This is a genomic window from Veillonella sp. KGMB01456 (assembly GCF_023051165.1).
Taxonomy (GTDB): Bacteria; Bacillota; Negativicutes; order Veillonellales; family Veillonellaceae; genus Veillonella_A.
In genome coordinates, this window is sequence record NZ_JALKIG010000005.1 from 1 (window position 1) to 14480 (window position 14480).

Consider the following 14480-nt stretch of genomic DNA (forward strand, 5'->3'; position numbering starts at 1 on the left):
TTTCGTATCTTCAAACCGCATTCTTGTTTTTAGGGGTGTATTTCGTTACAGCCCCATTTTTTACATTTTATAAATGACCTAAGCGGTGCATTACGTCATATACAATCTTCGCTAAGCCGCGCATTTGTTTTTTAGGAATGCTGCAAGCGGCAATACGAACGCCATGTTTCAAAGCAATAACATACACATGTTCTTTAGTAAGTTCTTCCACGACTTCTTTAGCATGTTCGGTCGGAATGGTTAAGAAGAAACCGCCGCAATATGGCAAGCATGGCAAGCCTAATTCTTTAGCTTCCTCAGTAAAAATGTGAGCACGTTCTTGAACAAGTTCACAGTATTCGGCACGTTCCGCTTCATGAGCTGCCAACTTAGCCGGATCCATAACAATATTGGCCATGGTCCGCATAGCAGGACGGCAAATATTAGACCAAGTAGCACGCGATGTTAACGCATTAATTTCCTTAAATTCAGCAGCAACATCAGCATCGGCGGTAATACCAATCATAGCCCCTACGCGTTGACCATACATGGTGAAACCTTTAGATAAGCTGTAACATGCTACTACCAAAATTTCTTTTGGCAATTGACTGAATTTTTTGAAGAAACGGCGAACGGTCTGCTTTTCACCGGAATAATCGATATAAGCTACGTCACAAGCGATGATAAATTTATTTTTACCATTGCCGATTAATTCTTTAGCAAAGGCAATAACTTTATCCCAATCTTCATCGGTTAAGCTGAAACCGGTCGGGTTATTCCCCGGTGAGTTGAAGATAGTCACTACGTTTTCCTGTTTAGCCGCTACTTCCAATACTTTAGCCTTGAAACCTTCAAAGTTAAACTTCAATTCCGCATCGAATAAAGGATAGGTTTCCAAGTGGCGATGATTATCACCGCAAATTTGTTCATACGCGCCCCAATACCAATCGGCGGTCAAGACGATATCTTCAGGATTTGTATAATTGTGTACTAAATGATGAATCCCGCCTGTACCACCGGCCGTGGCCACAGCTTCTATTAAAGCATCCGGTCTGGATTCGCCAAAACATTCGCTTTTAGCGGCTTCCAAGAATTCAGGTAAACCTGCAATCGGTGCATATGCCACATATTCATTACGCGGCAAGTTTAAATATTCTTTTTCTACTGCTTTCAAAAAGACAATATTGCCTTCTTCGTCCATAATGGAGCCCAAGGTACCGTTAAGCACATTTTCTTTGCCATTAATTTTGGCATCTTCTTGCGCCCGTGCATTCATGACAAAAATATTGTCCTTTGCTTTTTTTCCCCTTGCGTGTGTTGCTGCCATACTCATAGTCATAACCGACACCATCCCATCTGATATTAATCAATTCCTTACTTAATAATAGCGGAAAAAAAAGCCACTTACAAGAGCAAGACGTTGAAAAATGACAAAAATATGCTGTTTTTAGAAAAGAATATTGTATACAATATAGGCTATGCATAAATCATGTTTAAGACGCAAGTTAACGTTTACTTTAGAGCATAAACGAGGCATCTTTTTTCAATTTTTGCATACAAAAAACCGTGAATATTACCCAAAAGGATAAATATTCACGGTTTAAATTGCTTAAAGCGTGTTCACAAAGTATGTGACACAAATTCTTTCTCAGTCCTTACATTATCTGTAAGACATCAGTGCAACAATTAGAAGTTGTAACCGATACCGGCATGGAAGCCTTTAGCCGTTACGTTAGCATCATCTACACTGTATTTATCGTATTGATAGTATACGCTGAGATCGAATTCAGGATTCAATGCATAAGTAGCACCAACTTGGAATGTACGTTTAATATCGTTACCGAAACCTACTTTAGCAAAGCCGTCGATACGATCTGTCAATGGCATATGACCGATTACACCGGCTTGTAAACCTGTTTCATGATCGCCGGCAGCTTTAATGTAAGTACCGCCAACATAAGCATTGAAATTAGGATGGAAATCATAAACTGCATTTAATTGATGATCTTTAATGTCGCTACGGTCATCAAGATTAATTTTGTTAAAGGAATACTGCAAAGCCCATTTGTCAGTTAAACCGGTCTGTAAGTTAACGCCGAAACCGTCAGCATGACCGCTTTCACCGGTTACACTCTGGGAGAAGCTGTATTCAACACCAATCTTGCTGTCACCTTCGTTAATGTCTGTTACAGGCACAGCAGCTGCGAAGGCAGCACCTGTTAACATTGTAGCAGCTAAAGTAGCAACTAACACTTTCTTGTTCATAGAATTACCTCCTCTGTACACACATACACGCTTAGCAACCAACTTAGCGTTTCATAAATGTAGGGATTTCAGGGCCTACACCGAATGGAGATTTGACAGCACCTGTTTTAGGTTGTGCGCCGAAGCCCGTAGCTACAACAGTAATCTGTACACGATCTCCTAAGTTTTCATCTATAACGGAACCGAAGATAATATTAGCTTCAGGATCCGCTGCTTCGGAAATGATTTCAGCCGCTTCGTTGATTTCGAACAAGCTCAAATCACCGCTACCGGTAATATTCAAGAGAATGCCTTTGGCACCTTCGATGGAAGTTTCCAACAATGGGCTGTTAATGGCCATTTTGGCAGCGTCAACAGCGCGGTTTTCACCTTCGCCAATACCGATACCCATAAGAGCTTCGCCTTGGTTAGTCATGATAGTTTTAACGTCAGCGAAGTCAAGGTTAATAAGACCAGGTACGGTAATCAAATCGGAAATCCCCTTGATACCTTGACGAAGCACGTCATCAGCTGTACGGAAAGCTTCGTTCAAAGGAGTTTTCTTATCAACAACTTGTAATAATTTATCATTAGGAATTACGATAATGGTATCCACTTTGCTGGTAAGCATTTCAATACCTTTATCAGCCTGGTTTTTACGACGTTTACCTTCAAATGTGAACGGTTTAGTTACTACGCCAACAGTTAAGGCGCCCATTTCACGTGCACATTCAGCTACGATAGGAGCCGCACCGGTACCGGTACCGCCACCCATGCCTGCGGTTACAAAGACCATGTCGGAACCTGAAAGGGCTTTTGTAATTTCTTCACGACTTTCTTGGGCTGCTTCTTCGCCAACCTGAGGGTTAGCACCGGCGCCAAGACCTTTAGTCAATTTTTCACCTAATTGAATTTTTATATCTGCTTTAGAATTATCCAAAGCTTGTGTTTCTGTATTAGCTACAAGGAAATCTACACCTTGAAGACCACTGTCAATCATACGATTTACGGCGTTACTTCCGCCGCCACCAACACCAATAACTTTAATATTTGCGAATTCCGACATTTACGTTCCTCCTCCTGTTGCCCGTAAAATTTATATGCCCTTTATTTCAAACAACATGATTATGTTCAATACTATTATAACTAGTTTCATTTCATTTTACACTATTTTTTTTATTTTTTCTACTCTTTTACAATAAAGTATACCTTATTTTGTGCGTCTTGACAAAAGCAAACGTCGAATGGCTGCGGTATTTTGAAATAAACGCAAACCAAAGCTGATGAGTGCTACATAATAAAGGTCAATGCCCACAAAATTTCCCAGGAATACCAAGAGTGCGGCCAATAGTGAATTGGAAAAGAACCCGGTCAGAAATATCGACAAATTAAATATTCGTTCCAAAGCGGCACGAGTGCCACCAAATACACTGTCCAAAGCGGCCAACAAAGCTACCGATGTATACTTGGCATACACCGGCGGGATTTCAAGCGGTGACATTACACCGATAATAATACCCACTACCAAGCCTCCGACGATAAATAAGTACATCATTATTTTTTATCGCCTCCTTGCTTGACTACCTTTAAATGTTCTTCTTTAAAAGTACCGTTAAAAGCTGGCACAATCATCTGATCTACTTCCTGAATCTTCAGTTCAATGCCCCAATACTTCAAAGACTCAACCACACCGCCACGCATGGTGAGCGCTGCGGATAAAGTCTTCGGATCCCCGATTGCCTTAATTACAAAGGGCGGTCCAAACACCTTACCGTTAACCATGACCGTCGGTCCCGCACAGCGAACTTCCGATGTGCCGGTTAACCGCTGGTCGTTAACCGCAATGGCCTCTGCCCCACCGGCTCGTAATTCATTCAGAACACGCAAAAGGTCTTCGTCATGAATTAAGTATAGGTTCGGGTTCTCATTGTCTTTTACCGGTATTTTACTGTCATTAATAGTGATTATCACACCGGGTCCGGTCACATCTGTAAGGCCGGCCCGTTGCTTCAATAAATTGATGTCGCTGACCACACTGGCCGACGCATCACCTTTTTGTATTTTTTCTAATTGTTGCCGCAGCTCATCACGTTCTTTTTCTGCCGCGGTCAGTTCACGTGCTAAATCTCCTGTTCGCTGCAAATGAATATTGCTTTCCGCTATGCTTTGCGTCATTTTATATTGACCAACCAACATAATCCCCAGCAACATGCTTACAGCCGCTATTGCCCAACGACCTTGCTTTAACATGCTTCCTCTTCCATTATTCCCTTAAGGCGTCTTAATAAACGGCGCCTTTACATTGACATCCAAATATTGTGCTGCCACACCGCGAGCCTTCACATCACGCAGCATATTTTCAGATAAAGGCCCTTTTTTATCCATATCCGATGTATCGCCTAAATGAAGCGGCAATCCATCTACCGTATAAGCAATTAACTGATTAACATCACCTATATTAATTTCGGCAATCTCTTTACGACCTTCATCGCTTAATGAGTTCAAATACGACAAAGCCCCTTTAATGACCGGCGTATCAATTGTATCACCTAATAATACATTGCCCAGTTTGATACCGGAGATAATCGTAGCTGACGTATCTTCGATGGCCGGGCCAATATTAATAACTTGACCTTTCGCATCCAAGGTGGCAAAACCGAACTGCGTCGCCACTACCGCCGCCGGCCGACGTTCTGTTACATTCACTTGTAAAGTAAGCGGCAATACATACGTTACTTTAACTGAGTCTACCCGCAAATCATGCTGCAACCGTTCTTCTAATTGGCCGGCATTAATCTGCAACAGGTTAATCGGATACCGTATATTACCGGCCGCCATCACATCTGATACAGTTACATTTTTACTACCCGTCACTGTTATTGTGCCAAACGGAATCGGCAAAATAAATAAAAGCAACCATAGTAATAATAAGCCACCGCCGATTAAAACAACGCGACGACGCCATGCATGAGGATGTTTCGGTGGCTCCGGCGGTTCGCCACCATCGCGATAATACCCGTTTTCACCATTACCGTCCGGTGATGAATAGGCACCATCAAAATCATATAAAGGTCGATTCGCCCCACTGTGGTTCCTTGGCGAATGTACCGATTGTTGCTCCCCATGGTAATTCGGCGAAGAATAGCCCCCCGATGATTGTTCACCGGGCGGTCCGAATGTGGCCGTTGGATTTGGTTTTACTGCCTCCACCGGACCGGAATATGGCCGATTATCTCTATTCATCTCAGTATCTCCAGTTTACTTAAAACTTACCTAAACCGGCGGTGAGCAGAATTTTTTCACATAAGGTAGGGAAATCCATCCCCATAGCTTTAGCGGATTTTGGTACCAAGGAGGTCGCCGTCATGCCCGGAATCGTATTATATTCCAACACAAACGCTTCCCCTGCCTTATTGGTCATGAAGTCGATGCGAATTACGCCGGAGCATTGTAATTCACGATATACAGTTTCACCGATAGCCTGTAGTTTTTTAGTTAATGCTTCATCAATCGGAGCCGGTACCAAATAATCGGTAGCGCCGGTCGTATATTTTGAAGTGTAATCATATTCACCGGAATGTGGTCTGATTTCGATAACCGGTAAGGCTTTGCCTTCCAATACGGGAACTGTAAATTCATGACCGTCCAAATACTGTTCTACCACCAAAATATTATCATATACGAGCGCTTCTTTTACACCTGCCGTAAGTTCGCTATCGTCACGTACAATAGTTACGCCTATGCTGGAACCTTGGGTAGCCGGTTTCAAAACAACCGGTAATGTAAAGTTAGCTTTAATATCTGCAACAATATCAGCTTCATTTTGTGCTGCTGCATTATAAGATTTTGCTGCAGCCGTCGGGATACCGGCGCCTACAAACACATCTTTACTGATTTTTTTATTCATGCCTACGGCTTGCGCCATAACACCGGAACCGGTATACGGAATGCCGGCCATTTCAAGTAAGCCTTGAAGCGCTCCGTCTTCACCGAACTTGCCGTGCAATGCATTGAATACGATTTCGCCGCCTAATGCTTTAATATCGGCTAACAATTGTTCCGGTACCAATTCCAAAGTTTGAGCATCATACCCTAAACTACATAACGCTTCCGCAATAGCTGCACCGGTTCGACGAGATACCTCTGCTTCTTTAGAAGGACCACCCATTAATACGATAATTTTTTTATTTTTCATGATTATTCCTCTTCCAATGCTGCCAATAATTTAGGTCCGTATTGACTAATGCTGCCGGCGCCCATAGTAATTACCAAATCATCAGGTTGTAAAATTTGTTTTACCGTTTGCGGCACATCATTTACGTCCGCAATATAATGAACATCCTGACCGGTAGTAGCTTTCACCATATCCGGGATGGAATGGCCGTCAATACCGGCAATCGGATCTTCACCGGCACTGTAAATATCGGTAATAAATAATACGTCCGCATTCACAAAAGCTTTACCGAATTCTTTTAACAATAAATTAGTACGGGTAAAACGATGTGGTTGGAATACGCAAACTACGCGATGTGATTCCAAAGCTTTGGCCGCACTCAAAGTAGCTGCAATTTCTGTCGGATGATGTGCATAATCATCAACTACCCATATGCCCTTAACATGACCTTTCGTTTCAAAACGACGTTTAGCACCTGTAAATTTAGCTAATGCGGCCACAACTACGTCGGCCGGAATGCCACAATCCGTAGCCATAACAAAAGCGCCCAAGGAATTTAACGCATTATGCGTACCCGGCACTTTAAGGCGAATAGTGGCAATCACTTCATCACCCTTCATGGCTTCATAAACCAAAATACCTTTTTCATAATGAATATTGCGAGCCCTGTAATCATTGTCTTCGCCGAGACCATACGTTACGAAATGACGATCTACACGGGGCATCACTTTCTGAATCGACGGATTATCGCCACAGACAACGGCTTTACCGTCCTTAGGTAATTTACCGACAAACTCACAGAAAGCATCCAATAAATGCTCCATCGTACCGTAGTGGTCCATATGGTCATTTTCAATATTGGTAATAACGATGGCCTTCGGATTCAATTTTAAAAACGAACCGTCACTTTCATCGGCTTCGGCGATGCTGTATTCACCGCGGCCCCACTGACTGCTGCCGCCCAAATAATCGACTTCACCGCCGATAATAACCGTCGGATCTAGGCCGGCTTCCACAAAAATCTGCCCCAGCATAGAGGTAGTCGTGGTTTTGCCGTGCGCACCGGCGACGGCAATGCCCTTTGTTATATCCAACACGGCTTTAACGATATCGGAGCGATGTAAAATAGGAATCTGTAATTCGTGAGCCGCCATAAGTTCCGGATTATCTGCGTGAATAGCCGTAGAACGAACAACCGCATCAACCCCTTTTACATAGTCCGCATTGTGACCGATATGAATGGTGGCGCCCATTTTACGGAAACGCTCTGTCACGGCTGACTCCTGAATATCGGAACCGGATACTTCAAACCCCTGACTGATTAAAATGTTGGCAATGGCTCGCATACCTGAGCCGGCAATGCCGATAAGATGTATTTTATGAATACCATTTAACATGGTGCAATCTCTCCTTATTCCTTACTTTGCAATTTCCAGCGCTAATTGGGCTATATCGTGAGCCGCCGCCGGTTTACCCAACGTCTTGGCTGCCGCCGACATATGCCCCAATTCATGCGGATTGTTCATGAAGAATTCGATTTCACCAATCAAATCTTTACCTTGTAACATTTTATCCACAATCATACGAGCCGCTCCGGCACTTACCAACGCCCGCGCATTATACGTTTGATGATCTTCCGCCGCATACGGGTACGGAATTAAAATTGACGGAATGCCTCGCACCGTAAGTTCCGCAAGACCAACGGCGCCGGCACGAAATACAGCTAAATCGGCAGCCGCCAAGGCTTTCGGCATTTCATGCAAATACGGCAAAATTATTGATGAATCACTGTAGGCCTCACCGTCTTTAATATGCAATGCTTCAAGGACCCGATCATACTCACCGGACCCGGTTACATGAATCAATTTAATGCCTTTACGGTTTTTAAAATACTCATGTACTTCAATCATGGCTGTATTAATACTGCGTGCCCCACGTGAGCCGCCGGCAATAAGTACGGCAAACTCATCATCTTTTAAGTTAAAAAACTCACGCCCTTCCGCTCGGGTATCCACCAATACTTCCGGACGCACCGGATTACCGGTATAGACAAGTCGCTTTGCTTTAGGAAATGCTTTTTTTGCATCTTCAAAACCAACCGCTACTACATCGACAAAACGGCTCAGGATTTTATTCGTAATACCGCCGATGGTATTTTGTTCCTGAATAAGAGTCGGCACATTCCGCAGTGCTGCGGCCAACAAAATCGGACCGCACACATAACCGCCCGTACCGATTACAATATCCGGTTTAAACTCCGAAATAATGCGCGCGGCCTGCCACAAAGAACTAAGCGTTTTGCCCAAGGTCACCAATGCATGCCATGACAAATTACGATTTAAACCTTCTACCGGCAATGTTTTAAAAGGAATTCCCTCTTTAGGCACCAAGGTAGCTTCGAGGCCTTTATCGGTCCCGATATATAAGAATTCAGCCTCCGTCATAGCGGCTATTTCTTTATAAATGGTAATGGCAGGATAAATGTGACCACCCGTGCCACCTCCTGAAATAATTATACGCTTCATGACTAAGACCCCTTCTTATTAGCCAACATATCAGCTAATGCATATACTTCATTTTTAAAATCATCGCCTCGTTCTTCAAAACAATGATACCAGTCAAAACTGGAGCATGCGGGCGACAATAAAACCACATCACCCGGTTTCGCCAATTCATGACCTTTCGCTACCGCTTCGGCCATAGAACGGACGCGCACAATGTCTTCAACACCGGCCGCTTTAGCGGATTCTTCAAAACGCGCTGCCGCATCACCCATGAGGACTAACGCTTTGGCATGTTTTTTGACCATGTTCATAAAATCGGTTAAATCCGTCATCTTATCATAGCCACCGGCCAACAAAACAACGGGCTCCTTAAATGATTCCAATGCTTTAATGGCAGAATCTGTATTGGTTGCCTTCGAATCATTAAAATAAGTAGCTCCATCGATAACCGTAACCCGTTCCAGACGATGCTCTACAGCCTTAAAATTAGCGATTACATCATGCAGTTGTGTTGCGGTAATACCTAAATCATAAGCCAAAGCAATGACTGCCAAAATATTTTCAATATTATGTCGGCCCGGCAAATGAATATCCGCCGTGCTGATAACAGCTTCCGCTTCATTATTACGAACGGCAAACAACTGATTATCCGCAAAATACGCTCCATCCGTCACACCATGTTCCTGACTGATGCAAAGTACTTTGCCCGGTACGCGCGGTACCATCCCCGCCACTAACGGATCGTCCATATTGAGGACGGTTCGCTCCTTCGATGTTTGTTGCTTAAAAACATTCTCTTTAGCCGCCTGATAAGCTTCCATGGTTTTATGGCGCTGTAAGTGGTCCGGCGTAATATTCAACATGATGGCACCCAATGGTTTAAATGTTTTTACCGTTTCCAATTGATAGCTGGAAACTTCTGCCACCAAATAACCATCCGCCGGAATTTCATAGGCTGCTTCACTCAATGAATCGCCAATATTACCGCCCACCATTACAGGACGACCGGTTTGTTTCATGACTTCGCCCAATAATGTAGTAGTCGTAGTTTTGCCATTTGTACCAGTAATAGCGAGAATAGGTGCTTTGGAAATGTCATAGGCCACTTCCACTTCGCCTACAATATCCATGTCCCGTTTAGCCGCTTCCACTAAAATAGGAATGGTAAGAGCAATCCCCGGTGAAACTACAATACGATCAACAGCCGCCAATAATTCATTATTCTGGCGGCCGGTAATAACGGTTACATGAGCCTCCTCCAATAGTGCCTTTTCAGCCGATGTAAACGCAACTTCTTTATAATCGTTTAAAGTAACGTCAGCCCCCATTAATCCCAACACATGAGCGGCACCGATACCGCTCCGACCTGCGCCTAACACTAAAATTCGTTTACCCTTGTACTCCATGATTACGCCTACCTATCGCATTACATAAATTAACAAACCACATACGGCAAACAAGCAACTGCCAAGCCAAAAACGGCTTACCACTTTTTGCTCACTCCAACCGGACAATTCAAAATGATGATGAATCGGACTCATTTTGAAAACGCGTACACCACGTGTTTTAAAGGATACTACCTGAATAATAACGGACAATGCTTCCATTACGAAAATGCCGCCGATAATGATGAGCAATAATTCCGTTTTAGTTAAAATAGCCATGCCCGCAAAGGCACCGCCCAATGCCAAGGAACCGGTATCACCCATGAACACCTTAGCCGGGTTGGAGTTGAAATATAAGAACCCCAGTACGGCACCGCAAAGAGCAATACCGAAGAAGGACACACTCGGCTGTAACGCCAGCATACCGATAACGGTATAAGCAATAGCCGCAGCTGCCGACGTACCGGCTGCCAAACCGTCAAGGCCGTCCGTCAAGTTAACCGCATTCGTAGTCCCCACAATAATGATAAATACCAATACATAGTACATCATGCCTAAATCGAAGGTAGTATTTACAAACGGAACCCAGACGGTGGTAGGAATTACCATCACTTCCGTTGCAATATAGCAGAATACGGCAGACATAATAATCTGTCCCAATAATTTCTGTTTAGCCGTAAGACCTAAATTACGTTTTTTCACGGACTTAATAAAATCATCTAAGAAGCCCAACAGGCCATGACCTAATGTCAAAAACAACAATACCCACGTAGCCATTTGAAACGGTGCAAATACAAGAACTGTTATCACCATAGCCAAAAGCATGAAAATACCACCCATCGTCGGGGTGCCCGCCTTAGCTAAATGGGCTTGCGGTCCGTCTTCGCGTATGCTTTGTTGTGCATGTAACTGCCGTAACAACGGTATTCCTATTTTTCCGAGTATTAACGTTATTACCAAGGAAGTAATAAACGCGAATAATAATTGCATGGTCATTCGAACTATCGCTCCTTACATTACGGCCTTTATGAAGCCGATTAACTCACTATTTTTACATGGTTTTACAGATGTTGTTATCTGCTTTAGCTTTATAGAAAAACAAAGCCGCTATCTATGGTAGTACATATAAGGCTGTAATGCAAATATAATTCTCGTTTTTTTGAAAAACTTCGGCTACAAACTACCACAACCGGACAAACGTCTTTACTGAGGTGCTTAACGGTCATTGCCAAGGCACTTTACGGTCTTACTTTACGTTCTTCCTTATCATAATTCTTACTGTTTATTGAAGTGCCTCACGGTCTTCAAATTCATTGACTACCCGTTCCATACGAAGGCCACGGGAGCCTTTAACCAAAATAACATCACCTTTAGCGCGCACATCACAATATACATTAACCATATCTAAATGGCTGTCGCAAATTTTAGCTATGCGAATGCCTGCCGCTTTTGCTTCACGAGCAATAAATTTTGCGGCCTCACCAAAAGTATATACTTGATCGTAACCTTCTGCCACCAGTAAACGACCGATTTCACGATGATGTTCTTCGGAAAACTCACCTAACTCCAACATATCACCGAGCATGGCAATTTTTCGTTTACCGTCGAGCTGTCCCAAGGCTTTAATCGATTCCGCCATGGACATAGGATTGGCATTATAGGCGTCATTGAGGACAACGAAGTCACCAAAGGAAACAATTTCCTGGCGCATCGGCATACCTTTAAAAGAACCCAATGCCTTAGCAATTTTCTGTGAAGATACACCTAAGGAACGGCCTACCGCAATAGCGGCCAGCGCGTCATATACATTGTGTTCCCCAATCATCGGCAAGAATACATCAAATACTTCATCAAAACTGCGGCAAGTAAATTTAATGCCGTCTTTTTTATAGCGCAATTTAAAGCCTGAAATAGTCGCTTTTTCTTTGATGCCGTAATAGATGATTTTACCTTTCGTTAAATTCCCCATCTGACGAACAAATTCATCATCTTCATTTAAAATAGCTGTTCCGTCAACCGGAATATGTTGAATCAATTCGCTCTTGGCTTTCGCTATGTTTTCACGAGAGCCTAAAAGTTCAATATGACTATTCCCTACATTCGTAATCACACCTACCGTCGGTTCGGCGATGCGAGCCAATTCATCAATTTGACCGAGCCCGCGCATCCCCATTTCCACCACACAGGCTTCATGGTCGGCTGTAAGTTGCAACAATGTTTTTGGCAAACCGATTTCATTGTTAAAGTTCTTTTCTGTTTTCAGAACATTAAACTTACTGCCCAGTACAGCGGCAATCATTTCCTTCGTCGTAGTTTTACCGGATGAGCCGGTAACAGCAACTACGGGAATATCAAAACGACGGCGATGATAATTAGCTAATTGCTGATACGCCAATAGCGGTGACGCTACTTCAATGCAGATGAGATCGTTGGCAGTATGCCCCGGTTTTACCAAGGCACCGAGCGCTCCGTTAGCCCGGGCTTGCGGCAAAAAATCATGCCCGTCAAAAGTGTCACCCGTCAAAGCAACAAATAGCGAACCTTCTTCAATGGTACGTGTATCGGTGGATACATTAGTAAATACTGTTGTTTCACTTGCTTTCCCGTTGTAGGTACCGCCTGTTACGGTCAACACCTCCCGGAGCGTAAACTCTGCCATTTTTATCTCTCCTTTAATGCTTCGCGGGCTACTTCCCGATCGTCAAAATGAATCGTTTTATCTTTTAAAATCTGATAATCTTCATGGCCCTTGCCGGCGATGATTACCACATCACCTGCTTTGGCATCTTTGATAGCGGCATGAATGGCGCTGCGGCGATCCGTAATAACGGAATATACCGAACCTTCCCGCAAGCCTTCTTTTACACCCTCTGCCACTTGAGCCACTATTTTTTTAGGATCTTCCGTACGCGGATTATCGGAAGTTACGAAGATTTCATCACCATACTGCGCAGCAATGCGGCCCATAATCGGACGCTTCGTGGCATCACGGTCACCACCGCAACCAAATACTACGAGAATGTGACGCTCCACAATTTTTTGAGCAGTTTGCAGGATATTTTCCAAACCGTCCGGTGTATGCGCATAATCCACAACAACAGCGAACGGCTGACCTTCTTCTACCAACTCAAAACGTCCCGGTACGGCCGTGAAATCACTCAACGCTTCAATAATGGCTTCCATCTTCACGCCTTCAAAGAGACAAGCACCGATGGCCGCCAAGGTGTTATACACATTGAAAAGACCGGTAATACGCATGTGAATCGGATATTCTTTACCTTCATACACAATATCATAGGCGCTCGTCTTAGCCGTTATGGTAAGGTTTTCACCTTCCAAGGTACCTTTCCCTTTAGTACCGTACGTAATGAGCGGTGCGGAGTTCTTTGTCATAACGCGTTCACCGTGAGGATCATCGATATTAATGACAGCCCCTTTATTTTGCTTATGTTGATTTGGCGCACTTACCTGTTCAAACAATTTACATTTGGCCGCCAAGTAATTTTCAAAGGTTTTATGGAAATCGAGATGGTCTTGTGTCAAATTTGTGAAAACGGCTGTATCGTATTCCACGCCGGCCACTCGGTTGAGCGCCAAAGCGTGCGATGATACTTCCATGATACAATGCGTTACCCCTTCAGCCACCATTTGGCTCAAAATGTGTTGCAAGTCAACCACATCCGGGGTCGTATTGTGAATCGGATAGGTTTTATCCCCAATAACTACGTGAACCGTACCGATGATCCCCACTTTATACCCCTGAGCTCGCAAGATGTGGCCGATAATATGGGTCGTTGTAGTTTTACCGTTTGTACCGGTTACCCCAATCATACGCATTTTACAACCGGGATAGTCATAAAAAAACGGTACACATTGCTGCATAGCGATTCGTGTATCGTCAACAGTCAGTACACTTACCGCAGCCGGCACATCGATCGGTTCTGACGCCAATATAGCTACCGCCCCGGCTTCAACGGCTTTTTGTACATAATCATGACCATTTACATGAGCACCGGTTAGGCAGATAAATAAACTGCCTTGTTTTACTTCTCGCGAATCCGCCGTAATATGGCTGATAACAGTATCGGTAGCTCCTTTGACGCTTACGCCGCTTATCACATTTATTAATTCTTGTACTGTTTTCACAACATTTCCTCCATCTCAAACAAGGAAAGCAGCTCACTTCCGGAGCTG

General features: G+C 43.8%; 13 protein-coding genes. All 13 read right to left on the minus strand.

Annotation, left to right across the window (positions count from 1 at the left end):
- Window positions 1-67 precede the first annotated feature (67 nt).
- The 13 genes from MXE28_RS02265 to MXE28_RS02325 all read right to left on the minus strand — a co-directional run bounded on the left by MXE28_RS02265 (window position 68) and on the right by MXE28_RS02325 (window position 14432).
- Window positions 68-1318, minus strand: a complete 1251-nt coding sequence (locus MXE28_RS02265) for an aminotransferase class I/II-fold pyridoxal phosphate-dependent enzyme (protein ID WP_226974293.1) — start codon at window positions 1316-1318, stop codon at window positions 68-70.
- A 347-nt stretch (window positions 1319-1665) separates the two neighbouring features.
- Window positions 1666-2244 (minus strand): outer membrane beta-barrel protein, encoded by a 579-nt coding sequence (locus tag MXE28_RS02270; protein WP_226974292.1) that lies wholly within the window; start codon window positions 2242-2244, stop codon window positions 1666-1668.
- A 43-nt stretch (window positions 2245-2287) separates the two neighbouring features.
- Complete coding sequence (gene ftsZ, locus MXE28_RS02275; protein ID WP_021841487.1) at window positions 2288-3289, minus strand: cell division protein FtsZ; 1002 nt, start codon at window positions 3287-3289, stop codon at window positions 2288-2290.
- A 144-nt stretch (window positions 3290-3433) separates the two neighbouring features.
- A complete protein-coding gene (locus MXE28_RS02280) occupies window positions 3434-3778 on the minus strand; it encodes a small basic family protein (RefSeq protein WP_127058263.1) in 345 nt (114 codons plus the stop codon).
- Window positions 3778-4473, minus strand: coding sequence for a DUF881 domain-containing protein (locus MXE28_RS02285; protein ID WP_021841485.1), 696 nt, complete (start codon window positions 4471-4473; stop codon window positions 3778-3780). Before MXE28_RS02285 ends, MXE28_RS02280 begins: the two co-directional genes overlap by 1 nt.
- 21 nt (window positions 4474-4494) lie before the next feature.
- A complete protein-coding gene (locus tag MXE28_RS02290) occupies window positions 4495-5466 on the minus strand; it encodes an FtsQ-type POTRA domain-containing protein (protein WP_247239757.1) in 972 nt (323 codons plus the stop codon).
- Between the two features lie 19 nt (window positions 5467-5485).
- Entirely contained in the window at window positions 5486-6418 is a 933-nt protein-coding gene (locus MXE28_RS02295; RefSeq protein ID WP_021841483.1) for a D-alanine--D-alanine ligase, read from the minus strand.
- 2 nt (window positions 6419-6420) lie between these two features.
- The gene (gene murC / locus MXE28_RS02300) at window positions 6421-7794 is read right to left on the minus strand and encodes a UDP-N-acetylmuramate--L-alanine ligase (protein WP_156704603.1); all 1374 of its coding nucleotides are present in this window, start codon (window positions 7792-7794) and stop codon (window positions 6421-6423) included.
- A gap of 21 nt (window positions 7795-7815) precedes the next feature.
- Window positions 7816-8922: an undecaprenyldiphospho-muramoylpentapeptide beta-N-acetylglucosaminyltransferase gene (gene murG / locus MXE28_RS02305; RefSeq protein ID WP_226974290.1), complete on the minus strand. Its 1107-nt coding sequence runs from the start codon at window positions 8920-8922 to the stop codon at window positions 7816-7818.
- A 2-nt stretch (window positions 8923-8924) separates the two neighbouring features.
- Window positions 8925-10307: a UDP-N-acetylmuramoyl-L-alanine--D-glutamate ligase gene (murD, locus tag MXE28_RS02310; protein WP_021841480.1), complete on the minus strand. Its 1383-nt coding sequence runs from the start codon at window positions 10305-10307 to the stop codon at window positions 8925-8927.
- Between the two features lie 12 nt (window positions 10308-10319).
- Entirely contained in the window at window positions 10320-11282 is a 963-nt protein-coding gene (mraY, locus tag MXE28_RS02315) for a phospho-N-acetylmuramoyl-pentapeptide-transferase (protein WP_127058256.1), read from the minus strand.
- A gap of 286 nt (window positions 11283-11568) precedes the next feature.
- Window positions 11569-12945 carry a UDP-N-acetylmuramoyl-tripeptide--D-alanyl-D-alanine ligase gene (gene murF / locus MXE28_RS02320; protein ID WP_021841478.1) on the minus strand — a complete coding sequence of 459 codons (1377 nt, stop codon included), beginning with the start codon at window positions 12943-12945 and terminating at the stop codon, window positions 11569-11571.
- A 2-nt stretch (window positions 12946-12947) separates the two neighbouring features.
- Complete coding sequence (locus tag MXE28_RS02325) at window positions 12948-14432, minus strand: UDP-N-acetylmuramoyl-L-alanyl-D-glutamate--2,6-diaminopimelate ligase (protein ID WP_021841477.1); 1485 nt, start codon at window positions 14430-14432, stop codon at window positions 12948-12950.
- Window positions 14433-14480: the final 48 nt, after the last annotated feature.

What these genes read in the sequence shown, in the direction of transcription:
- murG (WP_226974290.1), bottom strand. Translation starts at nt 8,922, where the DNA reads ATGAAGCGTATAATTATTTCAGGAGGTGGCACGGGTGGTCACATTTAT.
- ftsZ (WP_021841487.1), bottom strand. Translation starts at nt 3,289, where the DNA reads ATGTCGGAATTCGCAAATATTAAAGTTATTGGTGTTGGTGGCGGCGGA.
- murD (WP_021841480.1), bottom strand. Translation starts at nt 10,307, where the DNA reads ATGGAGTACAAGGGTAAACGAATTTTAGTGTTAGGCGCAGGTCGGAGC.
- murC (WP_156704603.1), bottom strand. Translation starts at nt 7,794, where the DNA reads ATGTTAAATGGTATTCATAAAATACATCTTATCGGCATTGCCGGCTCA.
- MXE28_RS02285 (WP_021841485.1), bottom strand. Translation starts at nt 4,473, where the DNA reads ATGTTAAAGCAAGGTCGTTGGGCAATAGCGGCTGTAAGCATGTTGCTG.
- MXE28_RS02265 (WP_226974293.1), bottom strand. Translation starts at nt 1,318, where the DNA reads ATGACTATGAGTATGGCAGCAACACACGCAAGGGGAAAAAAAGCAAAG.
- MXE28_RS02270 (WP_226974292.1), bottom strand. Translation starts at nt 2,244, where the DNA reads ATGAACAAGAAAGTGTTAGTTGCTACTTTAGCTGCTACAATGTTAACA.
- MXE28_RS02290 (WP_247239757.1), bottom strand. Translation starts at nt 5,466, where the DNA reads ATGAATAGAGATAATCGGCCATATTCCGGTCCGGTGGAGGCAGTAAAA.
- MXE28_RS02280 (WP_127058263.1), bottom strand. Translation starts at nt 3,778, where the DNA reads ATGATGTACTTATTTATCGTCGGAGGCTTGGTAGTGGGTATTATTATC.
- MXE28_RS02295 (WP_021841483.1), bottom strand. Translation starts at nt 6,418, where the DNA reads ATGAAAAATAAAAAAATTATCGTATTAATGGGTGGTCCTTCTAAAGAA.
- murF (WP_021841478.1), bottom strand. Translation starts at nt 12,945, where the DNA reads ATGGCAGAGTTTACGCTCCGGGAGGTGTTGACCGTAACAGGCGGTACC.
- mraY (WP_127058256.1), bottom strand. Translation starts at nt 11,282, where the DNA reads ATGACCATGCAATTATTATTCGCGTTTATTACTTCCTTGGTAATAACG.